General features: G+C 62.8%; 16 protein-coding genes. 7 read left to right on the top strand and 9 right to left on the bottom strand.

Annotated elements, in window-relative coordinates:
- Positions 1 to 42: 42 nt before the first annotated feature.
- The 3 genes from FW796_RS18785 to FW796_RS18795 form a co-directional block, all read right to left on the bottom strand.
- Positions 43 to 747, bottom strand: a complete 705-nt coding sequence (locus FW796_RS18785; protein ID WP_011062247.1) for a YebC/PmpR family DNA-binding transcriptional regulator — start codon at positions 745 to 747, stop codon at positions 43 to 45.
- 118 nt (positions 748 to 865) lie between these two features.
- Positions 866 to 2,257 (bottom strand): FAD-dependent oxidoreductase, encoded by a 1,392-nt coding sequence (locus tag FW796_RS18790; protein ID WP_446439751.1) that lies wholly within the window; start codon positions 2,255 to 2,257, stop codon positions 866 to 868.
- A gap of 99 nt (positions 2,258 to 2,356) precedes the next feature.
- Positions 2,357 to 3,682, bottom strand: coding sequence for an MFS transporter (locus FW796_RS18795; protein WP_446439752.1), 1,326 nt, complete (start codon positions 3,680 to 3,682; stop codon positions 2,357 to 2,359).
- Positions 3,683 to 3,963: 281 nt separating this feature from the next.
- On the opposite strand from FW796_RS18795, the gene FW796_RS18800 reads away from it, so the two are divergent.
- Positions 3,964 to 4,851, top strand: coding sequence for a LysR substrate-binding domain-containing protein (locus tag FW796_RS18800; RefSeq protein ID WP_346635134.1), 888 nt, complete (start codon positions 3,964 to 3,966; stop codon positions 4,849 to 4,851).
- A gap of 113 nt (positions 4,852 to 4,964) precedes the next feature.
- Here the strand turns inward: FW796_RS18800 and FW796_RS18805 are convergent, their stop codons facing one another.
- Positions 4,965 to 5,822: a LysR substrate-binding domain-containing protein gene (locus FW796_RS18805; RefSeq protein WP_446439753.1), complete on the bottom strand. Its 858-nt coding sequence runs from the start codon at positions 5,820 to 5,822 to the stop codon at positions 4,965 to 4,967.
- A gap of 110 nt (positions 5,823 to 5,932) precedes the next feature.
- Between FW796_RS18805 and FW796_RS18810 the strand changes: the two genes are divergently transcribed.
- From FW796_RS18810 to FW796_RS18820, 3 genes are all read left to right on the top strand, one after another.
- Complete coding sequence (locus FW796_RS18810; RefSeq protein ID WP_446439754.1) at positions 5,933 to 7,042, top strand: 2-aminoethylphosphonate--pyruvate transaminase; 1,110 nt, start codon at positions 5,933 to 5,935, stop codon at positions 7,040 to 7,042.
- A gap of 103 nt (positions 7,043 to 7,145) precedes the next feature.
- Positions 7,146 to 7,973: a phosphonoacetaldehyde hydrolase gene (gene phnX, locus FW796_RS18815; protein WP_404937329.1), complete on the top strand. Its 828-nt coding sequence runs from the start codon at positions 7,146 to 7,148 to the stop codon at positions 7,971 to 7,973.
- A 197-nt stretch (positions 7,974 to 8,170) separates the two neighbouring features.
- On the top strand, positions 8,171 to 8,725 hold the full coding sequence (locus tag FW796_RS18820) for a cytochrome b (RefSeq protein WP_346635138.1): 555 nt from the start codon (positions 8,171 to 8,173) through the stop codon (positions 8,723 to 8,725).
- Here FW796_RS18820 and FW796_RS18825 read toward each other — a convergent pair.
- Positions 8,716 to 9,645 (bottom strand): 1-aminocyclopropane-1-carboxylate deaminase/D-cysteine desulfhydrase, encoded by a 930-nt coding sequence (locus FW796_RS18825; protein ID WP_446439755.1) that lies wholly within the window; start codon positions 9,643 to 9,645, stop codon positions 8,716 to 8,718. The two genes, FW796_RS18820 and FW796_RS18825, sit on opposite strands and share 10 nt — an antisense overlap.
- Before the next feature lie 75 nt (positions 9,646 to 9,720).
- Positions 9,721 to 11,760 carry an oxidoreductase gene (locus tag FW796_RS18830; protein ID WP_446439756.1) on the bottom strand — a complete coding sequence of 680 codons (2,040 nt, stop codon included), beginning with the start codon at positions 11,758 to 11,760 and terminating at the stop codon, positions 9,721 to 9,723.
- A 209-nt stretch (positions 11,761 to 11,969) separates the two neighbouring features.
- On the opposite strand from FW796_RS18830, the gene FW796_RS18835 reads away from it, so the two are divergent.
- Together FW796_RS18835 and FW796_RS18840 are read left to right on the top strand one after the other, a co-directional pair.
- On the top strand, positions 11,970 to 13,100 hold the full coding sequence (locus tag FW796_RS18835; protein ID WP_446439757.1) for a nitrilase-related carbon-nitrogen hydrolase: 1,131 nt from the start codon (positions 11,970 to 11,972) through the stop codon (positions 13,098 to 13,100).
- A gap of 3 nt (positions 13,101 to 13,103) precedes the next feature.
- Entirely contained in the window at positions 13,104 to 14,144 is a 1,041-nt protein-coding gene (locus FW796_RS18840; protein ID WP_446439758.1) for an AraC family transcriptional regulator, read from the top strand.
- A gap of 347 nt (positions 14,145 to 14,491) precedes the next feature.
- Here FW796_RS18840 and FW796_RS18845 read toward each other — a convergent pair whose 3' ends face one another.
- Together FW796_RS18845 and FW796_RS18850 are read right to left on the bottom strand one after the other, a co-directional pair.
- Positions 14,492 to 15,343: a DUF2242 domain-containing protein gene (locus FW796_RS18845; RefSeq protein ID WP_346635143.1), complete on the bottom strand. Its 852-nt coding sequence runs from the start codon at positions 15,341 to 15,343 to the stop codon at positions 14,492 to 14,494.
- 92 nt (positions 15,344 to 15,435) lie between these two features.
- The gene (locus FW796_RS18850) at positions 15,436 to 16,335 is read right to left on the bottom strand and encodes a LysR family transcriptional regulator (RefSeq protein WP_346635144.1); all 900 of its coding nucleotides are present in this window, start codon (positions 16,333 to 16,335) and stop codon (positions 15,436 to 15,438) included.
- A gap of 124 nt (positions 16,336 to 16,459) precedes the next feature.
- Here FW796_RS18850 and FW796_RS18855 point away from each other — a divergent pair, with 124 nt between their 5' ends.
- Entirely contained in the window at positions 16,460 to 17,665 is a 1,206-nt protein-coding gene (locus tag FW796_RS18855; protein ID WP_404937333.1) for an MFS transporter, read from the top strand.
- Between the two features lie 113 nt (positions 17,666 to 17,778).
- Here FW796_RS18855 and FW796_RS18860 read toward each other — a convergent pair whose 3' ends face one another.
- Positions 17,779 to 19,650, bottom strand: a complete 1,872-nt coding sequence (locus tag FW796_RS18860) for a SurA N-terminal domain-containing protein (protein ID WP_346635146.1) — start codon at positions 19,648 to 19,650, stop codon at positions 17,779 to 17,781.
- Between the last annotated feature and the right edge of the window lie 56 nt (positions 19,651 to 19,706).

The raw sequence follows: 19,706 nt of genomic DNA on the forward strand, positions 1-19,706 counted from the left end.
CCTACAGAGGTATGCAGGAGCCGGCTGGCCGGCGAATCGCGCTTAGCCCGCCAGGCCGACGAACATGTCCTGCACGTCGTCATGGTTGTCCAGGCCTTCGAGGAAGGCCTCGACTTCAGCCATCTGCTCATCGCTCAGGCCGCTCACCGGGTTCTTCGGCTGATAGCCCAGCTTGGCCGACAACACAGTGAAACCTTGCTCGGGCAATGCCTTTTGTACGGCATCCAGGTCCGCAGGCTCGGTCAGGAACAGGGTCGCGCCCTCTTCGCCCGGCTCGAAATCCTGGGCACCGGCCTCGATGGCCGCCAGTTCCGGGTCGGCGTCCGGGCTGTCCGGCGAAGCTTCGATCATGCCCACGTGGTTGAAATCCCAGGACACCGAACCCGAAGCGCCCAGTTGGCCCTTGCGGAACGCCACGCGGATTTCCGCCACGGTGCGGTTGATGTTGTCGGTCACGCATTCAACGATCAGCGGTACCTGGTGCGGGGCAAAACCTTCGTAGGTCACGCGGTGGTACTGCACGGTCTCGCCCAGCTGACCCGAGCCTTTCTTGATGGCACGCTCAAGGGTCTCGCGAGGCATCGAAGCCTTTTTCGCCTGCTCCACCACCAGCCGCAGGTGGGCGTTGGTGGCGGTGTCAGCGCCGTTACGTGCGGCAATGGTGATCTCTTTCACCAGCTTGCCGAAAATCTTGCCCTTGGCGTTGGCTGCCGCTTCTTTGTGTTTAACCTTCCACTGTGCGCCCATTACTCACTCTCTTGATCTATGGCGTCGAGTTGGATTTGGCCGACGCGATGGGCAAGTTTATACGTCCTCAGGGCCCTGATCGACCAAAAAGTCAGCGACAGTCCTACCCCGCCAGGCTTCAGCCCTTGTCGGCCTTGCCAGCGGCCGCGGCGAACCGCGCCAGACGCACATCCAGATGCCGCGGCCGACGCCCATGATCCTCGGCCCGCTCCTTGCGGCGAATGGCGTTGCGCACCATCAACGAACCCAGGTAGCGGATCGGTTCCGGCGGGAAGTAACCCAAGGGACCGTTGACCAGGGGCGAGCGGGTCCAGGGGTTGTCCAGGCCCTGGACCAGGGAGGCGAGGATCTGCCCTCCCATGTGACAGGGGCCCACACCGCTGCCGGAATAGCCGAACCCATAGAAGAGGTTGCCGGCGCGGCTCATCTGGCCGAAGAACGGCAACCCGGTGACCGAGCGATCCGACGGACCGTTCCAGGTCGCGGCCACCGGCACCTCGGCAAAGGCCGGGAAGAACTGCCCCAGGCTCTTGTGCAGCAACCCGGCATAGGGCGACGGTTGGTCGAACACCGGCAACATGCGCCCGCCGTAGGCAAAGGTGTTGCCGCCCTTGCCGAGCATGATCCGGCCGTCCGGAGTGTTGTGGTAGTAGTGCACGAAGATCCGCGAATCCAGCACCGTCACCCCGCTGGTCAAGCCGATCTGCTGCAGCAACTGCGGACGCGGCTCGGTGATCAGCATGTCACTGGACACAATCGCCACACTGCGTTCGAACTGCGGGAAGGCCCGGGCCATCCAGGCGTTCATCGCCAACACCACGCGCTGGGCACGAATCTGTCCCAAAGGTGTGCGCAACAACGCCGGGCGCCCCTCTTCCAGTCCGGTCATGGCGCTGTGCTCATGGACTCTGACCCCCAATTGCAAGGCCACCCGGCGCAAACCTCGCACCAGCAACCCCGGCTGTACACTGGCGGCGGCTGGCGAATACCAGCCTTCCAGGTGCTGGCTGGAACCGGCCATGCGCTGCACATCGGCCAAGGGGCGCTTCTCGAAGGAATTGATGCCCCGGCGTTCCAGGGCCGCGATCACTCCATCGGTGGAACCGACCTGGGCCTGGTTGGTGGCGGTGTACAAAGTGCCGTCGAGGCGGTACTGGGCATCCACGCCATAACGCTCGCAGAAGGCGCCGATGGCATGGATGCTGCGCTCCGACTCCTTGACCAGGCGCACCGCCTCCTCGATGCCAAACAGACGCTCCAGGGTGAAGTACTTGGCCGACCAGGACAGCGCACAGCCGCCATTGCGCCCACTGGCACCGGCGCCGCAGATATCCGCCTCGATCAGCAGCACATCCAGCCCGGGGTTCTGTTCCTTGAGCATGATGGCCGTCCACAAACCGGTGTAGCCGCCGCCGACAATGGCCACCTCGCAGGTGGTATCGCCTTGCAGTGGCGGACAAGGATCCGGGGTTTCCTGTTGCAGGGCCTGTTCCAGCCAGAAAGGTCGCATGGGTGAGTCTCCAGGGAAAAAACGGCGAGTGGGTTTGCCAGCCAACCAGCGCCTACAACACTGCGTAGGAGCCGGCTGGCCGGCGAAGAGGCCGGACAGTCAGGAACGCAATGGCTTGATCAACAAAGGTCCATTGGGAACGAGCCCGCGCACCGGCTCGACCCCATGGGGCCGGCTGTTCCAGAACGGCATCAGCAACAGCGCCGAGACCAGGACGCAGCCGGCAAACACGATGAACACCGTCACCGTGTCGAAATAGCCCGGCAACAAGCCCCCCAGTACCGCTCCCACCGAGCCGCAGCCATTGACGAACCCTGCCGCCGTGGCCCCGGCCTTGGCCGAACCGAAATCAATGGCCGCCGCGCCGCTGATCATCGAGTCAGGCCCGTACAAGGTCAGGCCCATGAAAAACAGCAGCAGCATCACCAGCAGCACGCTGCCGGTGTGCAGCGCCCCCATGAACAGCGCCAGGGACACTGTCAGCGCCAAGAGGCTGAGGACACAGGCCGGCATGCGCCGGGCACCGAACAGTTTGTCCGAGGCCAGGCCGATCATGATCGGCCCCAGCAGCCCGGCCAGCTCGAAGGTGGTGGGCACGATCGCCGCCCCCACCTTGCCCACCGACGGCATCTGCTCATAAACGATCACCGGTCCCCACAGCAGAATCGCGTAGCGCGCCGGTTTGAGCAGGAAGTACGACAGGCCGAGGACCAGCACCGTGCGATTGCGCAGGATCTCCCGCAGCGGCTCCCAGACACTCAGGCGGCGCTCGGCGGCCTCCTCTTCGGCACTCTGTTGCGCCAATGCCTCCACCGCCGGCAAACCCACGTCCTGCGGGGTGTTGCGCTGGAAGACAAAGAACAGCACCGCCGTCAGCCCCACCACCACGGCGCTGGAGATGAACGCCGCATGCCAGGTGCCGATCAGGGTATAGGCCCACCAGCCGGCAAAGGGCGACGCCACCAGCCCGCCAAAAGCGTAGCAGGAACTCCATAGCCCCAGGACCCGGCCACGCTCGCGGGCCGGAAAGAAACTGCCCATGTTCTTGCACAGCCCGGACCAGCCGGTGGACTGCGCCAGCCCCTGGATCAGCATGCAGGTGGCGAACACCGGCAAGGTGGCGAAGCTGCCCATGACCAGGGCCGCGGCCGCGGAGATCAGCAGGCCGCCCAGCACTCCCACTCGCGGGCCGAAACGGTCGGCGAAGATCCCCCAAGTGAACTGGCCCACGGCATAGGCCGCCAGATAGATGGCGTCGAGGTTGGCCATGGCCATCTTGTCGAGGGTGAAATCGGGATCGTCGGCGATCCCCAGTTTGGCCACGGAAAAGGCTTTGCGGGTGAAGTAGAACGCCGCGTAGGCGATCCAGGTGATGGCGAAAATCTGCACGCGCCAACGTTTGATGGTGCCGTTGTGCTTGTTCATTGTGGTTCTGACCTCAGGGTGAGTGTGCCGGCAGAATGAGGAGCAAACGCCTGTGTTTTTTATTGTTGAGCACTGCAGCAGAGCCCTTGAGGCAGGCACTGCTGGTCAGATGAGTCCTGTTGCTTTCCCTGTTTCGGGATTTGCAGGTGCACGCACAGGCATCAGGGCCGGGTCGACTGACGGGTCACCCGGCCTTGAAAGATGGAAGCAATTACCAACTAATAAATGAAATCGATTTATCGTATTTCAAATATAAGTTCAGCTTGTAAGAGGATCTGCCCATGTCGGTTTCCCACGCACAGTTGAAGGCCTTTCATGCGGTGGCCGTGCACGGCAACTTCACCAAGGCCGCCGAACGCCTGTTCCTCACCCAGCCGGCGATCTCCGATCAGGTGCGCAAGCTCGAAGAGCGCTTCGGCGTCATCCTGTTCCACCGCAACAAGCGCTCGGTACGCCTCACGGATCTGGGAGAGCGCCTGCTGGCCATCACCCAGCGCCTGTTCGTGGTGGAGGCCGAAGCCAAGGAACTGCTGCAGGATTCCCAGGCCTTGCAGACCGGCAGCCTGGTACTGGCGGTGGATGCCCCGGTGCATGTGCTGCCGCAGATCGCCCGGTTCTGCGAGCTGTACCCCGGGATCAACGTGAAGATCGAGACCGGCAACACCGATGAATCCCTGCTACGTCTGTTCAACTACCAGGCCGACCTGGCCCTGCTGGGACGCGAGGTCGACGACGAGCGCCTGCTGTCCTTGACCCTGCGCAACGACCCGATGGTGGCCTTTGTCTCGCGCAATCATCCCTGGGCCGATCGCCAGTCCATCCGCCTGGCCGAACTGGATGACACGCCTCTGGTGCTGCGGGAAGTCGGCTCGGTGACCCGCCAGACCCTGGAAGAGGAAATGAATCGGGCAGGCCTGCGGATTCGCCCGACCATTCAGGTGGAGGGCCGGGAAGCGGCGCGCGAGGCGGTAGTGGTGGGGATTGGTGTGGGGGTGGTCTCGGCGGCGGAGTTCGGCGCCGACTCCAGGGTCTGCGCCCTGCCGATCGTCGACTGCCAGCGGCGTCTGACCGAAACCCTGGTGTGCCTGCGCGAACAGAGTTCACGGCGGATCGTCGCGACCTTCCTTGAGCTGGTACGCGAAAGCCTGGCCTCCCCCACCGCCCCGTAGGAGCCGGCCTGCCGGCGAAAGCAACCTCCAGGCACCACTACCGTAGGAGCCGACTTACCGGCGAAGGCAATCTCTCGGGCCTCTTCGCTGGCAAGCCTGCTCCTACGAGGTGGTCAAGGAGCCAGGGCGAAAAACGCCTGGATCAAGCGCAGGTCACGGCGCCGTTCCATGCAACCGATCATGTGCCGGTTGATCAGACCAGCGCCACGAATCGGCACGGTGCACACCCGCGGGTCGTGCCCCACCTCCACCGAACTGACGATCCCGACGCCCAACTGCGCCGCCACCGCTTCGGTCACCGCCTCGCGGCTGTCCAGCTCCAGCAGCACCCGGGGCTGGACCCTGGCGAGCACGCAAGCCTCATCGAAGGTGCGCCGGGTGATGGAACTGGGTTCGCGCAGCACCATGATCACCTGATCCAGTTGTTCGATGGCAATGCCTTCAGGCAGCTCCAGCCAGGGATGCCCCTGGGGCACCAGGGCACACATCCGCGACTCCCCCAGGCTTTGCAGGTGCAGGCCCTTGCGCGGCTCGACTTCGGTCAGCACCGCCACGTCGGCGTGTTCCGACAGCAGCGCCGCCAGGGTTTCCTGGGCATTGCCCAGGCGCAGATTGACCGTCACCCCCGGATACTTCGCCCGCAGGCGGGCCAGCATCGGCATCACCATATGCGGGCCGTCCGCCGCCACTTCCAGACGCCCGGTCAGCAATTGCCGGTTGGCCTCGAGCATGGCCTGGGCCTCTTCCGCCAGGCCGAACATGGCCCGGGTGATGGCCGCCAGCTTGATGCCTTCCTCGGTCAGCTCCACCCGGCGTGCGGTGCGCCGCAGCAGGGTGATCTGGTAATGCTCTTCCAGGGCCTTGATATGCCCGGTCACCGCCGGCTGGCTGATAAACAGCCGCCCGGCGGCCCGGGTGAAGCTGCCTTCACGGGCCACGGCGTCGAATGCGCGGAGTTGGAACAGGTTCATAGCTATCGGCCTCACTGATGACTGGCATAACAACAAACAATTTGATTGATGACAAGGCAAACTGCAATTTAGTCCCCGTAGCTTCATCCCATCATTTTCGAGGACACAGCATGAGCATCGCCGAGCCAATCCTGCTTACCCCCGGGCCCCTGACCACGTCCGCCCGCACCCGCCAGGCGATGCTGGTGGACTGGGGTTCATGGGATGAGCGCTTCAACCAACTGACGGCCAGCCTGTGCCGGCAACTGCTGGCCATCGTCAACGGCGCCGACAGCCACCACTGCGTCCCCCTGCAAGGCAGCGGCACCTTCGCCGTGGAAGCCGCCATCGGCACCCTGGTGCCCCGCAACGGCAAGGTCCTGGTACTGATCAACGGTGCCTACGGCAAGCGCCTGGCGAAAATCTGCGAAGTGCTCGGCCGCGACTTCAGCACCTTTGAAACCGCCGAGGACCAACCCACCACCGCTGCCGATGTCGAGCGCCTGCTCCAGGCCGACCACCGCATCAGTCACGTGGCCCTGATTCACTGCGAGACCAGCACCGGCATCCTCAACCCGCTGCAGGACATCGCCCAGGTCATCGCCCGTCACGGCAAGCGCCTGATCATCGACGCCATGAGCTCCTTCGGCGCCCTGCCCATCGATGCCCGGGAAATCCCCTTCGAGGCGCTGATCGCCGCCTCCGGCAAATGCCTGGAGGGCGTGCCCGGCATGGGTTTTGTCTTCGCCCGCAAGCAATCCCTGGCCCAGGCTGCGGGCAACGCCCATTCCCTGGCCATGGACTTGCACGATCAGCACAGCTACATGGCCAAGACCGGCCAGTGGCGCTTCACCCCACCGACCCACGTGGTCGCCGCGCTGCATGAAGCCCTGCTGCAATACAACGAAGAAGGCGGCCTGCCGGCACGCCATGCGCGCTACGCCGACAACTGCCGGACACTGCTGGAAGGCATGGGGGAATTGGGCCTGCGCAGCTTCCTGCCGGAAGCGATCCAGGCGCCGATTATCGTCACCTTTCATGCCCCGCAGGACCCGCGTTACCAGTTCAAGGACTTCTACGAGCGGGTCAAGGCCAGGGGCTTCATCCTCTACCCCGGCAAGCTGACCCAAGTTGAAACCTTCCGCGTGGGCTGCATCGGCCACGTCGACCGCCGCGGCATGCAGGCCGCTGTCGCCGCCATCGCCGAAGTGCTGCAGGAAATGGAAGTCCTGAACCTCTGACGCCCCACCCTGCCTGTAGGAGCGAGCTTGCTCGCGAAACAGGCGACACGACCCCCGAACCCTTTTTTGCGAGCAAGCTCGCTCTTACACAGGCATTGAAACCATGAACTACAACAACCCTACGCAGCTGCAAGCGGCGATCCTCGACTGGGCCGGCACCGTGGTGGACTTCGGCTCCTTCGCTCCGACGCAGATCTTTGTCGAAGCCTTTGCCGAGTTCGATGTCCAGGTGTCCATCGAAGAAGCCCGCGGCCCAATGGGCATGGGCAAGTGGGACCACATCCGCACCCTGTGCAACCTGCCGGAGGTGGCCGAGCGCTACCGCAAAGTCTTCGGCCGTACGCCCACCGACGCCGACGTCACAGCCATCTACGAGCGCTTCATGCCGTTGCAGATCGAGAAAATCGCCGAACACTCGGCACTGATTCCCGGTGCCCTGGAAGTGATTGCCAAGCTGCGCGGGCAGGGCATCAAGATCGGCTCCTGCTCCGGTTACCCCAAGCAAGTGATGGACAAGGTCGTGGCCTTGGCCGCCACCAACGGCTACGTCGCCGATCATGTGGTGGCCACCGACGAGGTGCCCAACGGTCGCCCCTGGCCGGCCCAGGCCCTGGCCAATGTGATCGCCCTGGGCATCGACGATGTCGCCGCCTGCGTGAAGATCGACGACACCGTGCCGGGGATTCTCGAAGGTCGGCGCGCCGGCATGTGGACCGTGGCCCTGATCTGCTCGGGCAACGCCCTGGGCCTGACCTATGACGGTTTCCGTGCTCTGGCCAGCGACACCCTGGCCAGCGAGCGCAAGCGCATCCACACACTGTTCGAGGCTTCGCGCCCGCACTACATGATCGACACCATTGCCGATCTGCCCCAGGTGATCGCCGACATCAACCAGCGCCTGGCCCGGGGAGACATGCCCCAGAGCCATTGATCAGGCCCCTGGCCGAAGAAAAACGGCGGTGCCACTGGCTCCGCCGTTTTTTTATCGAGCATTGGCCCACCAGGGCCCTGGCACGGGCGATAAAAGCCCCTGGCGGCTCAGGCAAACCCGAGGAAAGCGGATTACAGTTACAGCACTCCGTCATTCAAGAACGGAGGCTTCAGACCTGATGACCGAGGATGGCCCGTATGCCCTGGAAAAACACTGAGTCTCGCTACAGCACCATGACAATCACCCTGCACTGGTTAACGCTGGTGCTGCTGGCGGTGGTTTACGCCTGTATCGAATTTCGCGGCATCTTTCCCAAGGGCAGCGGCGGTCGCACCCTGATTGTCGAAGCCCACTTCATGCTCGGCCTGACAGTGTTCGTGCTGGTCTGGCTGCGCCTGTTCGCGCGCACCCAGGGCGTAGCACCGAAGATCGTGCCCAACCCGCCTCAGTGGCAAAGGCTGCTGGCGACGCTCATGCACTGGGCGCTCTACCTGTTCATGATCGCCATGCCGCTCCTCGGTTGGCTGACCACCAGCGCCAAGGGCCATCAAGTGATGTTCTACGGTTTCGACCTGCCGCTGTTGGTGGCAGAGGACAAAAGCCTGGCCAAGCAACTCCAGGGCTGGCACGAACTGCTGGGTACCTTCGGCTACTGGCTGATCGGTCTGCATGCCCTGGCCGGGCTCTATCACCACTACGTGATGCGCGATAACACCCTGCAACGCATGTGGCGCAAACCGGGTCAGGCCTGATCGGCGAATCCACGGCGGCCCTGCAAGCCGCCGGTATGCACGAAGATCAACCGTGTACCCGCGGCAAAACGCCCGGCCAGGACCTGCGCCTGCAACGCCAGCAGGGCCTTGCCGGTGTACAGGGGCTCCAATGGCAAGCCGCTGTGTCGCTCGCTCAGTTGGATGAACTCCCGCAGTCCTGCATCGACCTTGGCAAAACCGCCACGACTGCTGTCCAGCAGCTCATAACGGCCACTGTTCAGCCCGGCTTCCTGCAAAATATCCGCGACCTGCTGCGCCACCCCGTGATCCGTGGGCACCGCCAGTGCGCCATACACCGGGTGCGCGCCAGCCTCCGCCAGCACCAGTCCGGCCAAGGTGGTGCCGGTACCGGCGGCCAGCCACCAAGCGTGATAGTCGCTCCAGCCCAAGGCCGGCAATTGTTGCAGCACCTGCTGTAGCAACGGCCGGCAGCCTGACGCCCCCGCCAGGCCACCGCCCCCCTCGGGCACCGGATACAGCTCGGGGTACTGCGCTTGCCAAGGCGCCCAGAAGCCGGGGGCATGGCGCTCCCGGTAACCGGCGTAACCCAGCCAGTGCACCTGCATACCGAAACGCTGCAGGTCGAGCACGGTCGGGGTGTCTTGTGGATGGCCGCGCAACAGCCCGACCGTGGGGAAGGCAAAACGCCGACCGGCAGCGGCCAGGGCATGCAGATGATTGGAATGGGCACCGCCAAGGCTGATGATGCCCGCGGCGCCGCGCTGGCGTGCGGTTGCCAGGTGTTCGGTCAGCTTGAACCACTTGTTGCCGCTGATCAGCGGATCGATCAGGTCCAGGCGCAGCACCGCCACCTCGACCCCGGCTCGGGACAGCCAGTCCAGGTCCAGCCGTTGCAGCGGGGCCTGGGGCAGCCAATCAAAGGAATCGGGAAAGGACATCGGCGTCAGGTTCACAATGCAAAGAGGCGCAGTCTACCAGTGCGCCTCTTTGCTCGCCGTGTGCCGCTGACGCCGTTACAGCTGTGCCGCCAGGCGCGAGCCCTGGTTGATGGCACGCTTGGCGTCGAGCTCTGCGGCCACGTCGGCACCGCCGATCAAGTGCACATTCTGTCCCGCCGCCAGCAGGCCGTCCTGCAGCTCACGCAGCGGGTCCTGACCGGCGCAGATGACGATATTGTCCACCGGCAGCACCTGGGGTTCCCCTGCCTCGCCGATGCGGATGTGCAGGCCGGCGTCGTCGATCTTCAGGTATTCGACGCTGTTGAGCATCTGAACCTGCTTGTTCTTCAACCCAGTGCGGTGAATCCAGCCGGTGGTCTTGCCCAGACCGTCGCCGACCTTGGTTTTCTTGCGTTGCAACAGGAACACCTGACGGGCCGGTGCATGGGGTTCAGCTTTGATTCCCGCCACGCCGCCACGGGCTTCGAGCTGGGTGTCGATGCCCCACTCCTTCCAGAACGCTTCACGGTCCTGGCTGGTAGCCACGCCCTGGTGCACCAGGAACTCGGAGACGTCGAAGCCAATGCCGCCAGCGCCGATCACCGCCACGCTCTTGCCCACCGGCTTGCGCTCCAGCAGCACGTCCAGGTAACTCAGGACCTTGGAATTCTCCACCCCGGGAATCGCCGGCAAGCGCGGGGCGATACCGGTGGCCAGGATGATTTCGTCAAAACCGCCGGCCACCAGTTGCTGCACATCCACCCGAGTGTTCAGGCACAGCTCGACATGGCTGGTCTGCAGCTTGCGCTTGAAGTAACGCAGGGTCTCGAAGAACTCTTCCTTGCCCGGCACCCGCTTGGCGATGTTGAACTGGCCGCCGATCTCGCTGGCGGAGTCGAACAGGGTCACCTGATGGCCACGTTCGGCGGCCACGGTGGCAGCGGACAGGCCCGCCGGGCCGGCTCCCACTACGGCAATCTTCTTGATCTGCGTGACCGGCAGGTAGTTGAGCTCGGTCTCGTGGCAGGCACGGGGGTTGACCAGGCAGCTGGTGAGTTTGCCGCCAAAGGTGTGGTCCAGGCACGCCTGGTTACAGCCGATGCAGGTGTTGATCTCGTCGGCGCGGCCGGCAGCGGCTTTATTGACGAAGTCCGGATCGGCGAGGAACGGCCGAGCCATGGAAACCATGTCGGCATCACCCTCGGCAAGAATCTGCTCGGCGATTTCCGGGGTGTTGATGCGGTTGGTCGTGATCAGCGGAATGCTCACCGAACCCCGCAGCTTGGCCGTGACTTTGCTGAATGCGGCGCGAGGCACCTTGGTGGCGATGGTGGGAATCCGCGCTTCGTGCCAGCCGATGCCGGTATTGATGATAGTGGCGCCGGCCTGTTCGATGGCCTGGGCCAGTTGCACGATTTCTTCCCAGGTGCTGCCGCCTTCCACCAGGTCAAGCATCGACAGGCGGAAGATGATGATGAAGTTCGGACCTACCGCCTCACGCACCCGGCGAACGATTTCCACTGGCAGGCGCATGCGGTTTTCGTAGCTGCCGCCCCAGCGGTCGGTGCGGTGGTTGGTGTGGGCCGCCAGGAACTGGTTAATGAAATAACCTTCCGAGCCCATGATTTCGACGCCGTCGTACTCGGCTTTCTGAGCCAGGGTCGAGCAGGTGACAAAGTCGCGGATCTGCTTCTCGATGCCCTCCTCGTCCAGCTCCTTGGGCTTGAACGGGTTGATCGGTGCCTGGATAGCGCTGGGGGCGACCTGCTTGGGGCTATAGGCATAACGCCCTGCGTGGAGAATCTGCATGCAGATCTTGCCGCCCGCCTCGTGCACCGCACGGGTGACGATCTGGTGCTTGAGGGCCTCATCCTCGGTGGTCAGCTTGGCGGCGCCGGAATACACCCCGCCCTCATCGTTGGGGCCAATGCCGCCGGTGACCATCAAGCCCACACCGCCACGGGCACGCTCGGCAAAATACGCCGCCATGCGCTCGAAACCGCCGGGCTTCTCTTCCAGACCGGTGTGCATAGACCCCATCAGGGTGCGGTTGCGCAGGGTGGTGAACCCCAGGTCGAGGGGGGCCAGCAAGTGCGGGTAAGGTGCGGCAGCCATGGTGTCACTCCAGATCGGGCAATCACGGAAAATGTGGAAGCTCTGCGTCTTCCATCGGTAGTGCTCCACAGACTAAGAGCACAGTACCCGGCGCTCAATGACCGTAACTGACAACTTATTGATCCAAACGCACAGCGCCCCTTGGCAAGCGTCGGCCCGGGCCCTACCCTAGTCGACGAATCCTGCACACGGCCCCTGACTGTTTTCCCATGCGCAAACTTCTCTACATCACCCTCGCCCTGGCCCTGCTTGCAGCCACCACCCGCTACGCAATCTGGACCCGCGACCGTCCAGGGGCGCACTACCTGTCGGACCTGCGCATCCAGCTTGCGGTGGATCAAGGCGTCCCAGCCGATCATGGCAACCTGTTGGCGATCCAGCCCGAACTGTTTCCTACCGACTACCAGAACATCGAACGCCTGCATCGCAAACTGGCGGCCTACTTGCAGCAAGCCACTGACAAAGGCCTGGTCAACGCCAAGACCATCGTCGTGTTGCCGGAACATATCGGCACCTGGCTGATGGTCAGTGGTGAAAAGAACGAGCTGTACCAGGCCACTTCCTTGAAAGAAGCGATGAACTGGCTGGCCGTGAGCAACCCCCTGCTGTTTCTCAAGGCGTTGATCAGCGCCAGGGGCGAAAGCCGCCTGGACGATGCCTACTTGCGCATGAAGGCGAAGAAAATGGCCAGGGACTATCAGTGGCTGTTCGGCGGCCTGGCCAAGGAGTTCCAGGTGACCCTGGTGGCCGGCACCATCATTCTGCCGGAGCCCAGTGTCAGCCAGGGCAACCTGCAGATCGGTAGCGGCGCCCTGTACAACAGCAGCCTGGTGTTCGGCAGCGATGGCCTGCCCATGGGCCAGCCCCAGCGGCAGATCTACCCGACCTATGCCGAAAGCGGCTACCTAAAGGGCGATACCGATAAAGCGCTACAGGTGATCGATACCCCCGCCGGACGGCTCGGCGTACTGATTGGCAGCGACAGCTGGTACCCGGAGAACTATCGCAAGCTCAATGAGCAGAGCACTCAATTGGTGGCCGTTCCGGCCTTTGTCATGGGCCGCGACGGCTGGGACAAACCCTGGCGCGGCTACAAGAGCATCGCCACACCCAGTGAAGTCAGCCTCAAGCCCGAGGAAGCCAGCGAAGGCGAGGCCTGGCATCGCCTGACCCTCACGGCCCGCCCCCCCAGCAGCCAGGCCAGTGCCGGGGTCAGCGTGTTCCTGCGGGGTCAGTTCTGGGATCAACGCAGCAGCGGCCAGAGCTTCATCAACAGCAATGGCCAGACCTTTGCCGACGAGGGCACCCGGGGTGCTCGCTTGCTGAACATCTGGTTGTAGTCGATGAAGACGTCGACGATGCGCCTGGGAGACCTGTCGGTGGGGTTCGTCCACAGCCTGGCGGACGCAGTGCGCAGCTATGGGCTGGATCCGGCACCGTTGCTGGAACAATACGCACTGGATGCCGCCCGACTGGGGGAAGCCGGGGCACGATTGTCGATCCCCCGCTACATGCGCCTGGGCCACGGGGCGATCCAGCTGACCGGTGATCCGGCACTGGGCCTGCGCATGGGCCGTCTGAGTCGCCTGAGCCAGGCGGGCCTCGCCGGGGTGACTGCCGCGCAAGCCCCCACCGTGCGCGAAGCAGCTCGCTGCCTGACCCGTTTCGAGGCCTTGTACGGCTCCAACTATCGCGGCCAGTCGAGCTTTCACGAGGACGCCAACGGTGCCTGGTTGCGCTTTTATTCCATCAGTCCCTACAACGCCTACAACCGCTTCGTAGTGGACTCGATCATGTCTGGCTGGCTTCAACAGCTGTCGAGCCTTTGCGGCCAGGCCATTCATGCCGAGCAGATCGACATCGAGTTCGAGCGCCCGGACTATCACGACGCCTATGCCCTGCTCGGCCCAACGCCCATACAGTTCGGCGCTGAACAGAACCAGCTGCGCTTGAGCCAGGCCAACCTGGCCCTACGCAACCCGGAGCATTGCCCAAGCACCTGGCGGCATCTGCTGCAGTTATGTGAAAGAGAACTGGAACAACTGACCCGGACCCGCAGCCTGCGCGAACGCATCATTCAGTTGCTGGGCCCCCTGCTCAACGGTGGCCGAGAGCCGGACCTGGAAGAAGTGGCGATGCGCCTGAAGCTGCCGACCTGGACCCTGCGGCGCAAGCTGGCGGAAGAAGGGACGCAGTTTCGGGCGATTCTCAACGACACTCGCCGCGACCTGGCCATGACCTATATCCGCGATACCGAACTGGCATTCGGCGAGATTGCCTATCTGTTGGGCTTTGCCTCAGCCGAGGCATTTCAGCGGGCTTTCAAGCGTTGGAACGGGCAGACCCCGGGGGAATTCCGGCGTAGCCACCGACAATTCGGCTAAAAAAAACGCCACCGGCGTTACAGCTCGGTGGCGTCTTCTGCTGGTTCCAGGGGATCGAGCTCAAAAGCTTGATACTCCAGCAGTTCCTCTTGGTATTCGTCCATGGCGGACTCCTTTTCCGTTGATTGAATAACCCTGTGCCTAATGACTATCGGGACCAGCATAAAGTGCCGGGATGACAGAAAAAATACTACCCCCCCGGTCAAGATTTATGTCGTTAAAACGTAACAGCCCGTGAGAAATTTAAACGGTGGATACCCATACAACGGCAACGATTGCAGTCGAGGCCAGCGCGACGTAAATGTCGGGCCGACTTTAAAGAGTCGACCCGAGCGCCCTCGAACCGATCAGTGCCCGCTGCCCGGCAGAGCGGGAATCGGCTCGGTCGGCGGCGGCAGACTGCTGGCGGGGGGTGGAGTGACGGCTTGATTGGCAGGCGCCAGCTCACTGCTGGCAGCCGGCACAATCGGCGCGGCCTCCGCCGGTGGAGCCAATGGCTGGGAGAGCGTCGGCTCAGGCTCGCTGGCGGGCACCAGCGGCGCGGCCGCCGCACTCGGCTCGATCACAGCGCTCTGTGGCTTGGATTCGGGAGTGGGTTGCGCCTCGGGCTTGTTTTCGGGAACGCCCAGATCAGCCTTGGGCTTCTCTTCTATATGTGCGGCCTTCTTCACTTCCTGGGGCAAAAACAGCTCGACCAGGGCGAAGTAGCGTTCATAGAACTTGGCGGACGACACCGTCTCACTGGCCACCTTGACCATGGAATCGTCGGTGGAACCGATCGGCATCGACACCGAACCCAGCACACCCACGCCAAGGCTGGCCGAGTTGTTCACCTTCTTCAGTGCATAACGGTCCTGCAAGGCGTTGGCAAACACCGTCGAACGCTGGTCGCCGCTGCCGTCCTGGGCACAGACCACATTGAAGCTGATCTCCAGATGGGTCTCACCGGTCTGCTGGAAGCTCTTGTGGCCACTGACCAGCTTCGGGTCGTTGCTGGTGATGATGTAGCCCTGGCTCAGCAGAGCCCGCCGTGCGGCCTCACAGGAAGCGGCATCACTTACCGGGTAATTGCGCGAAAAAGTGCCGGAATCATCGAAGCTTTCATGCTCGTAGATGGCGGTCTTGTGCGACGAACAGCCGGCAACAGCAGACAACAGCAACGCCGCGGCTGCGGCACGCAGATGAAATGATCTAAACATCGAAAATCCTGAGGAAAACGCTCCGGCGCATATTGTGCAACAGATCAACGCCGCACCGCGCAGGTAATTGGTGTCTTAAATTTCACACAAGTTTACTGACCGCTGTTTGCCGGAAAAAGTCGCTCGCTCAAGTGCTCGATCAACACCCGCAGCTTCGCCGCCGCGTGCCGGCTCGATGGCCACAGCACCCAGAACGTGCCGTTGTGTTCCAGGTACTCGTCGAGCACGGTCTGCAACGCTCCCCGGCGGACCGCCGCCTGCACCATGAAATCCGGCAGACAGGCGATACCCAGGCCGCTGCGGGCGGCGTGTTCCACGGCCTCGATGGAGCTGCTGGTCAAACGGGTCGGCAGCAGCGGTTCAGGCACGTGGGCCTGGGGCCTGAACGGCCACGGCTCAAGTTTTCCGGTGTGGTGAAAGGTGTGCCGCAGGCAGGCGTGCTCGCGCAGTTCCTGGGGAGACTGCGGCAAGCCCCGCTGCTGGAAATATTCGGGACTGCCCACCAGCACCATGCGAAAGCGCCCCAATTGTCGGGCCAGAAGCCGGGAGTCCTTGGGATTGCCCGTGCGCACCACCAGATCAAACCCCTCCTCCACCACATCCACCATGCGATCGGAAAGGTCGACGTCCAGCTCGATCTGCGGATAACGCTGCATGAACTCCGCCAGCACCGGCATCAACAGTCCGTGAACTTGGGGAGCACTGATTCGCAACTTGCCTACGGGCGCACTGGAGGAATCGCACAGCTGAAACTCTGCGGCCTCCGCTTCGGTGGCTATCCGGCGGCAGCGTTCGAGGAGCCCGGCCCCCTCCGCGGTCAGGCTGATACTGCGGGTGGTGCGGTGGAACAGGCGTGTCTCCAGACGCTCCTCCAGCCGCGCGATGCTCTTGCCCACGGCTGAGGAAGACACTCCCAATAGACGCCCTGCTTCGGTAAAGCTACGCGTCTCGGCCACCTGCATGAACACCGGAATACTGCCCAGCCAGTCCATTCTGTCCTCCTGCAATTAAGGACTTCTATGTCCGATAAGTTCGGAACCTTAGCCTATTTTTCCGCCATGCGCAGAGCCCTACCCTGTGAGCTTCATTTCTGCCCCTGCGCAACGGTGCCCGACCATGAGCAACTCCGCCAATACCTGCGAACTGTTACAAGCGCCCGTCGAGACCCGCGAACGCCTGCCTGTCGGCGGCCTGCTGGCTCTCGCCAGTGCCGGTTTCATTACCCTGATGACCGAGACTCTGCCGGCCGGCCTACTCCCACAAATGAGTGCCAACCTTGGCGTCTCCCCCGCACTGATTGGCCAGCTAGTGACCTTCTATGCCCTGGGATCGCTACTGGCCGCCATTCCGCTGATCATCCTCACCCAGGGTTGGCGGCGGCGCCCCTTACTGTTGCTCGCCATTGCCGGCTTTGCCGTGGTCAATAGCGTTACTGCCCTCTCCAGTGACTACAACCTGATCCTGGTGGCACGCTTCTTCGCCGGGGTCTTTGCCGGCCTGCTCTGGGCCTTGCTGGCCGGATATGCCAGCCGCATGGTGGCGCCCCACTTGCAGGGCCGGGCAATCACGCTGGCCATGCTCGGCGCGCCGGTGGCTCTGTCAGTGGGAATGCCCGCCGGAACCTGGCTGGGCAATCTGGTGGGCTGGCGCATGAGCTTTGCAGTCATGACGCTGCTGACCCTGGGCCTGATAGGCTGGGTGCTTGCGCAGGTGCCCGACTTCCCCGGTCTGCGTGCGCAGAAACGCTTGTCGCCACGTCGAGTCCTGGCCCTGCCAGGGATCAAGCCAGTGCTGTTCGTGACCTTTGCCTATGTGCTGGGGCACAACATTCTCTACACCTACATCGCCCCCTTTCTCCAGCCCCTGGGACTTGCCGGACAGATCGAACAAATCTTGCTGGTGTTCGGCCTAGCGGCGCTGCTGAGTATCTGGATCGTCGGTCTGCTGATTGACCGCTGGTTGCGTCGACTGGTGCTGCTCAGCTGCCTGCTGTTCATGGCGGCAGCGCTGCTGTTGGGGTTCCTCAGCCAGTGGCCGATGGCAACCTATGCCGCGACAGCGATCTGGGGATTGTCTTTCGGTGGCATGGCCACCCTGCTACAGACCGCGCTGGCCAAGACTGCCGGCGATCATGCCGACACGGCGCAATCGATGCTGGTCACTCTGTGGAACCTGGCCATCGCCGGAGGTGGCCTGGCCGGCGCCCTGCTACTGCAGGGACCGGGCGTGGCCACCTTCCCCTGGGTCGTTGGGGTCTTGTTGCTGATGACCTTGCTGGTGGCGTCCTGTGCCAGGCGCCAGGGTTTCCCTTCCAGCTACTGAGGCCCTGCGCACCAGGCTGCCGACGCCCCCTGGCCAGGGGCCGATGCAACCAGCAATGCAAAAAAAGACCCCGGCGTTTCGGCCGGGGTCTTTTCAACACTGCGGTTCAGGCATTAGTAACGCTTGATGTCCGCCTGGTTCTCCAACTGCTTGCGGTAGGCGGCAAAGTCTTGCTGCCCTACACGCGAGGCCAGGAAGCGACGGTATTGAGCCTTCTCTTCCTCGGTCGGCGCAGCGGCTTCATTGACGCCATTGAGCTGCAGCACCAGCAGATTGCCGTTAGGCAGGGTCACGCTGGTGAAGGTCGGCTTGTCCTTGGACTCCGGCTTGTTCATGCGGAACAACGCCTGCAGAACAGCCGGGTCGATACCGTCCTGACCACGGGTCACAGCTTGTGCGACTTTCCAGTTCTGGCCATCAACCGGCTTGTTCAGCGCGGTCTTGCCATCACGCAGGCTGGCAATCAACTCTTCAGCCTTGGTCTTGGCTGCAGCACTGGCGTGCTCCTTGGCCAATTGCGTGCGAATGGCGCTGGCGACGCTTTCCAGCGGCAGCTGCTCAGGCTTGCGGTGCTCTTTGGCACGCAGCACCACGACAGTTTCCGGGTCCAGTTCAATGGCGGTGCTGTTGGCACCCTCGTCGAGGACTTCAGTGCTGAACGCGGCTTGCACCACTGCACGGTTGGCGGCGATGCCGTCGCCACCCTCACGACCAAATGGCGCGGAGGTGTGAACAGTCAGCTTCAGGTCCTGAGCCGGTTGTGCCAGATCGGAGGCCTCGAACGACGAGTCCTCCAACTGCTTGGTCGCCTCGACAAAACGCTGCTCGACCTGCTGAGTTTTCAGGTCGCGGGTCAGCTTGTCCTTGAGACTGGCAAAGCTCGGTACTTCCGGAGCTTCGATACCCAACAGTTTGATCAGGTGGTATCCGAAGTCAGTACGCACCGGTGCCGAGACCTGATCCTTGTTCAGCGCATACAGCGCCTTCTCGAAGGTTGGGTCATAAACACCTGGACCGGCATAGCCCAAGTCACCACCGTTATTGGCCGAGCCTGGATCCTGGGAGAACTCCTTGGCCAGTGCCTCGAAGCTTTCGCCCTTGGCCAGACGGGCCTGGATCTCTTCGATCTTGGCCTTGGCCTGAGCCTCGTTCACCTTATCGTTGACTTCGATCAGGATGTGCGCGGCACGACGCTGCTCGGACAGGTTGGCAATTTCTTTCTGATACAGCGCTTGCAGGTCCTCGTCCTTGACACTGACCTGATCAAAGAAGGCGGCCTTCTTCAGCTCGATGTAATCAATCACCACTTGGTCGGGAGTCATGAACTCCTTGGCGTGCTGATCGTAGTAGGCCTTGACCTCGTCATCGGTCAGTTTGACCGCTGCCGGATCGGCCTTGATGCTCAGCGAAGCGAAATCACGGGTCTGTTTTTCCAGACGAGCGAACGCCAGTACCTGAGCGTCGGTGACGAAACCACTGCCCGCCAGACCGGCACGCACTTGGCCGATCAGCATTTCCTGAGCCAGCATCTGACGGAATTGCAGACGGGTGTAGCCCAGCTGACGAATCACTTGATCGAAACGCTCAGGGCTGAATTTGCCTTCAACCTGGAACTCCGGCGTCTGCAGGATCACCTGGTCCAGCGCGCCTTCGGAGAAGGCAAACTTGGAATCCTGTGCACCTTGCAGCAACAGCTTGCGGTCGATCAGCCCTTTCAGAGCGGCTTCGCGCAGCATCTTCTCATCCAGCAGGGAGGCATCGAAGTCTTTGCCCAACTGTTGCATCAGTTGACGACGTTGCATGTCGACGGCCTGGCTCAACTCGTTCTGAGTGATTTCCTCGCCGTTGACCTTGGCCGCGTCCTGGTTATGGGTAGTGGCCTTGAAAATGGCATCGAAACCGGTCAACGCCAGCAGTGCGACGATGACCCCGATGATGGTTTTGGCAATCCAGCCTTGTGAATTGTCCCTGATATTCTGCAGCATGCGTCCCCCAGAAACGGCTGTACTTCAATTTAAGCAACCGTGGAGCGTGGGTAGAG

It is taken from the genome of Pseudomonas sp. 910_21, assembly GCF_052850735.1.

Bases quoted from the DNA above. Each gene is read 5' to 3' on its own strand.
- FW796_RS18785 (WP_011062247.1), bottom strand. From the start codon at position 747: ATGGGCGCACAGTGGAAGGTTAAACACAAAGAAGCGGCAGCCAACGCC.
- FW796_RS18790 (WP_446439751.1), bottom strand. From the start codon at position 2,257: ATGCGACCTTTCTGGCTGGAACAGGCCCTGCAACAGGAAACCCCGGAT.
- FW796_RS18795 (WP_446439752.1), bottom strand. From the start codon at position 3,682: ATGAACAAGCACAACGGCACCATCAAACGTTGGCGCGTGCAGATTTTC.
- FW796_RS18800 (WP_346635134.1), top strand. From the start codon at position 3,964: ATGTCGGTTTCCCACGCACAGTTGAAGGCCTTTCATGCGGTGGCCGTG.
- FW796_RS18805 (WP_446439753.1), bottom strand. From the start codon at position 5,822: ATGAACCTGTTCCAACTCCGCGCATTCGACGCCGTGGCCCGTGAAGGC.
- FW796_RS18810 (WP_446439754.1), top strand. From the start codon at position 5,933: ATGAGCATCGCCGAGCCAATCCTGCTTACCCCCGGGCCCCTGACCACG.
- phnX (WP_404937329.1), top strand. From the start codon at position 7,146: ATGAACTACAACAACCCTACGCAGCTGCAAGCGGCGATCCTCGACTGG.
- FW796_RS18820 (WP_346635138.1), top strand. From the start codon at position 8,171: ATGCCCTGGAAAAACACTGAGTCTCGCTACAGCACCATGACAATCACC.
- FW796_RS18825 (WP_446439755.1), bottom strand. From the start codon at position 9,645: ATGTCCTTTCCCGATTCCTTTGATTGGCTGCCCCAGGCCCCGCTGCAA.
- FW796_RS18830 (WP_446439756.1), bottom strand. From the start codon at position 11,760: ATGGCTGCCGCACCTTACCCGCACTTGCTGGCCCCCCTCGACCTGGGG.
- FW796_RS18835 (WP_446439757.1), top strand. From the start codon at position 11,970: ATGCGCAAACTTCTCTACATCACCCTCGCCCTGGCCCTGCTTGCAGCC.
- FW796_RS18840 (WP_446439758.1), top strand. From the start codon at position 13,104: ATGAAGACGTCGACGATGCGCCTGGGAGACCTGTCGGTGGGGTTCGTC.
- FW796_RS18845 (WP_346635143.1), bottom strand. From the start codon at position 15,343: ATGTTTAGATCATTTCATCTGCGTGCCGCAGCCGCGGCGTTGCTGTTG.
- FW796_RS18850 (WP_346635144.1), bottom strand. From the start codon at position 16,335: ATGGACTGGCTGGGCAGTATTCCGGTGTTCATGCAGGTGGCCGAGACG.
- FW796_RS18855 (WP_404937333.1), top strand. From the start codon at position 16,460: ATGAGCAACTCCGCCAATACCTGCGAACTGTTACAAGCGCCCGTCGAG.
- FW796_RS18860 (WP_346635146.1), bottom strand. From the start codon at position 19,650: ATGCTGCAGAATATCAGGGACAATTCACAAGGCTGGATTGCCAAAACC.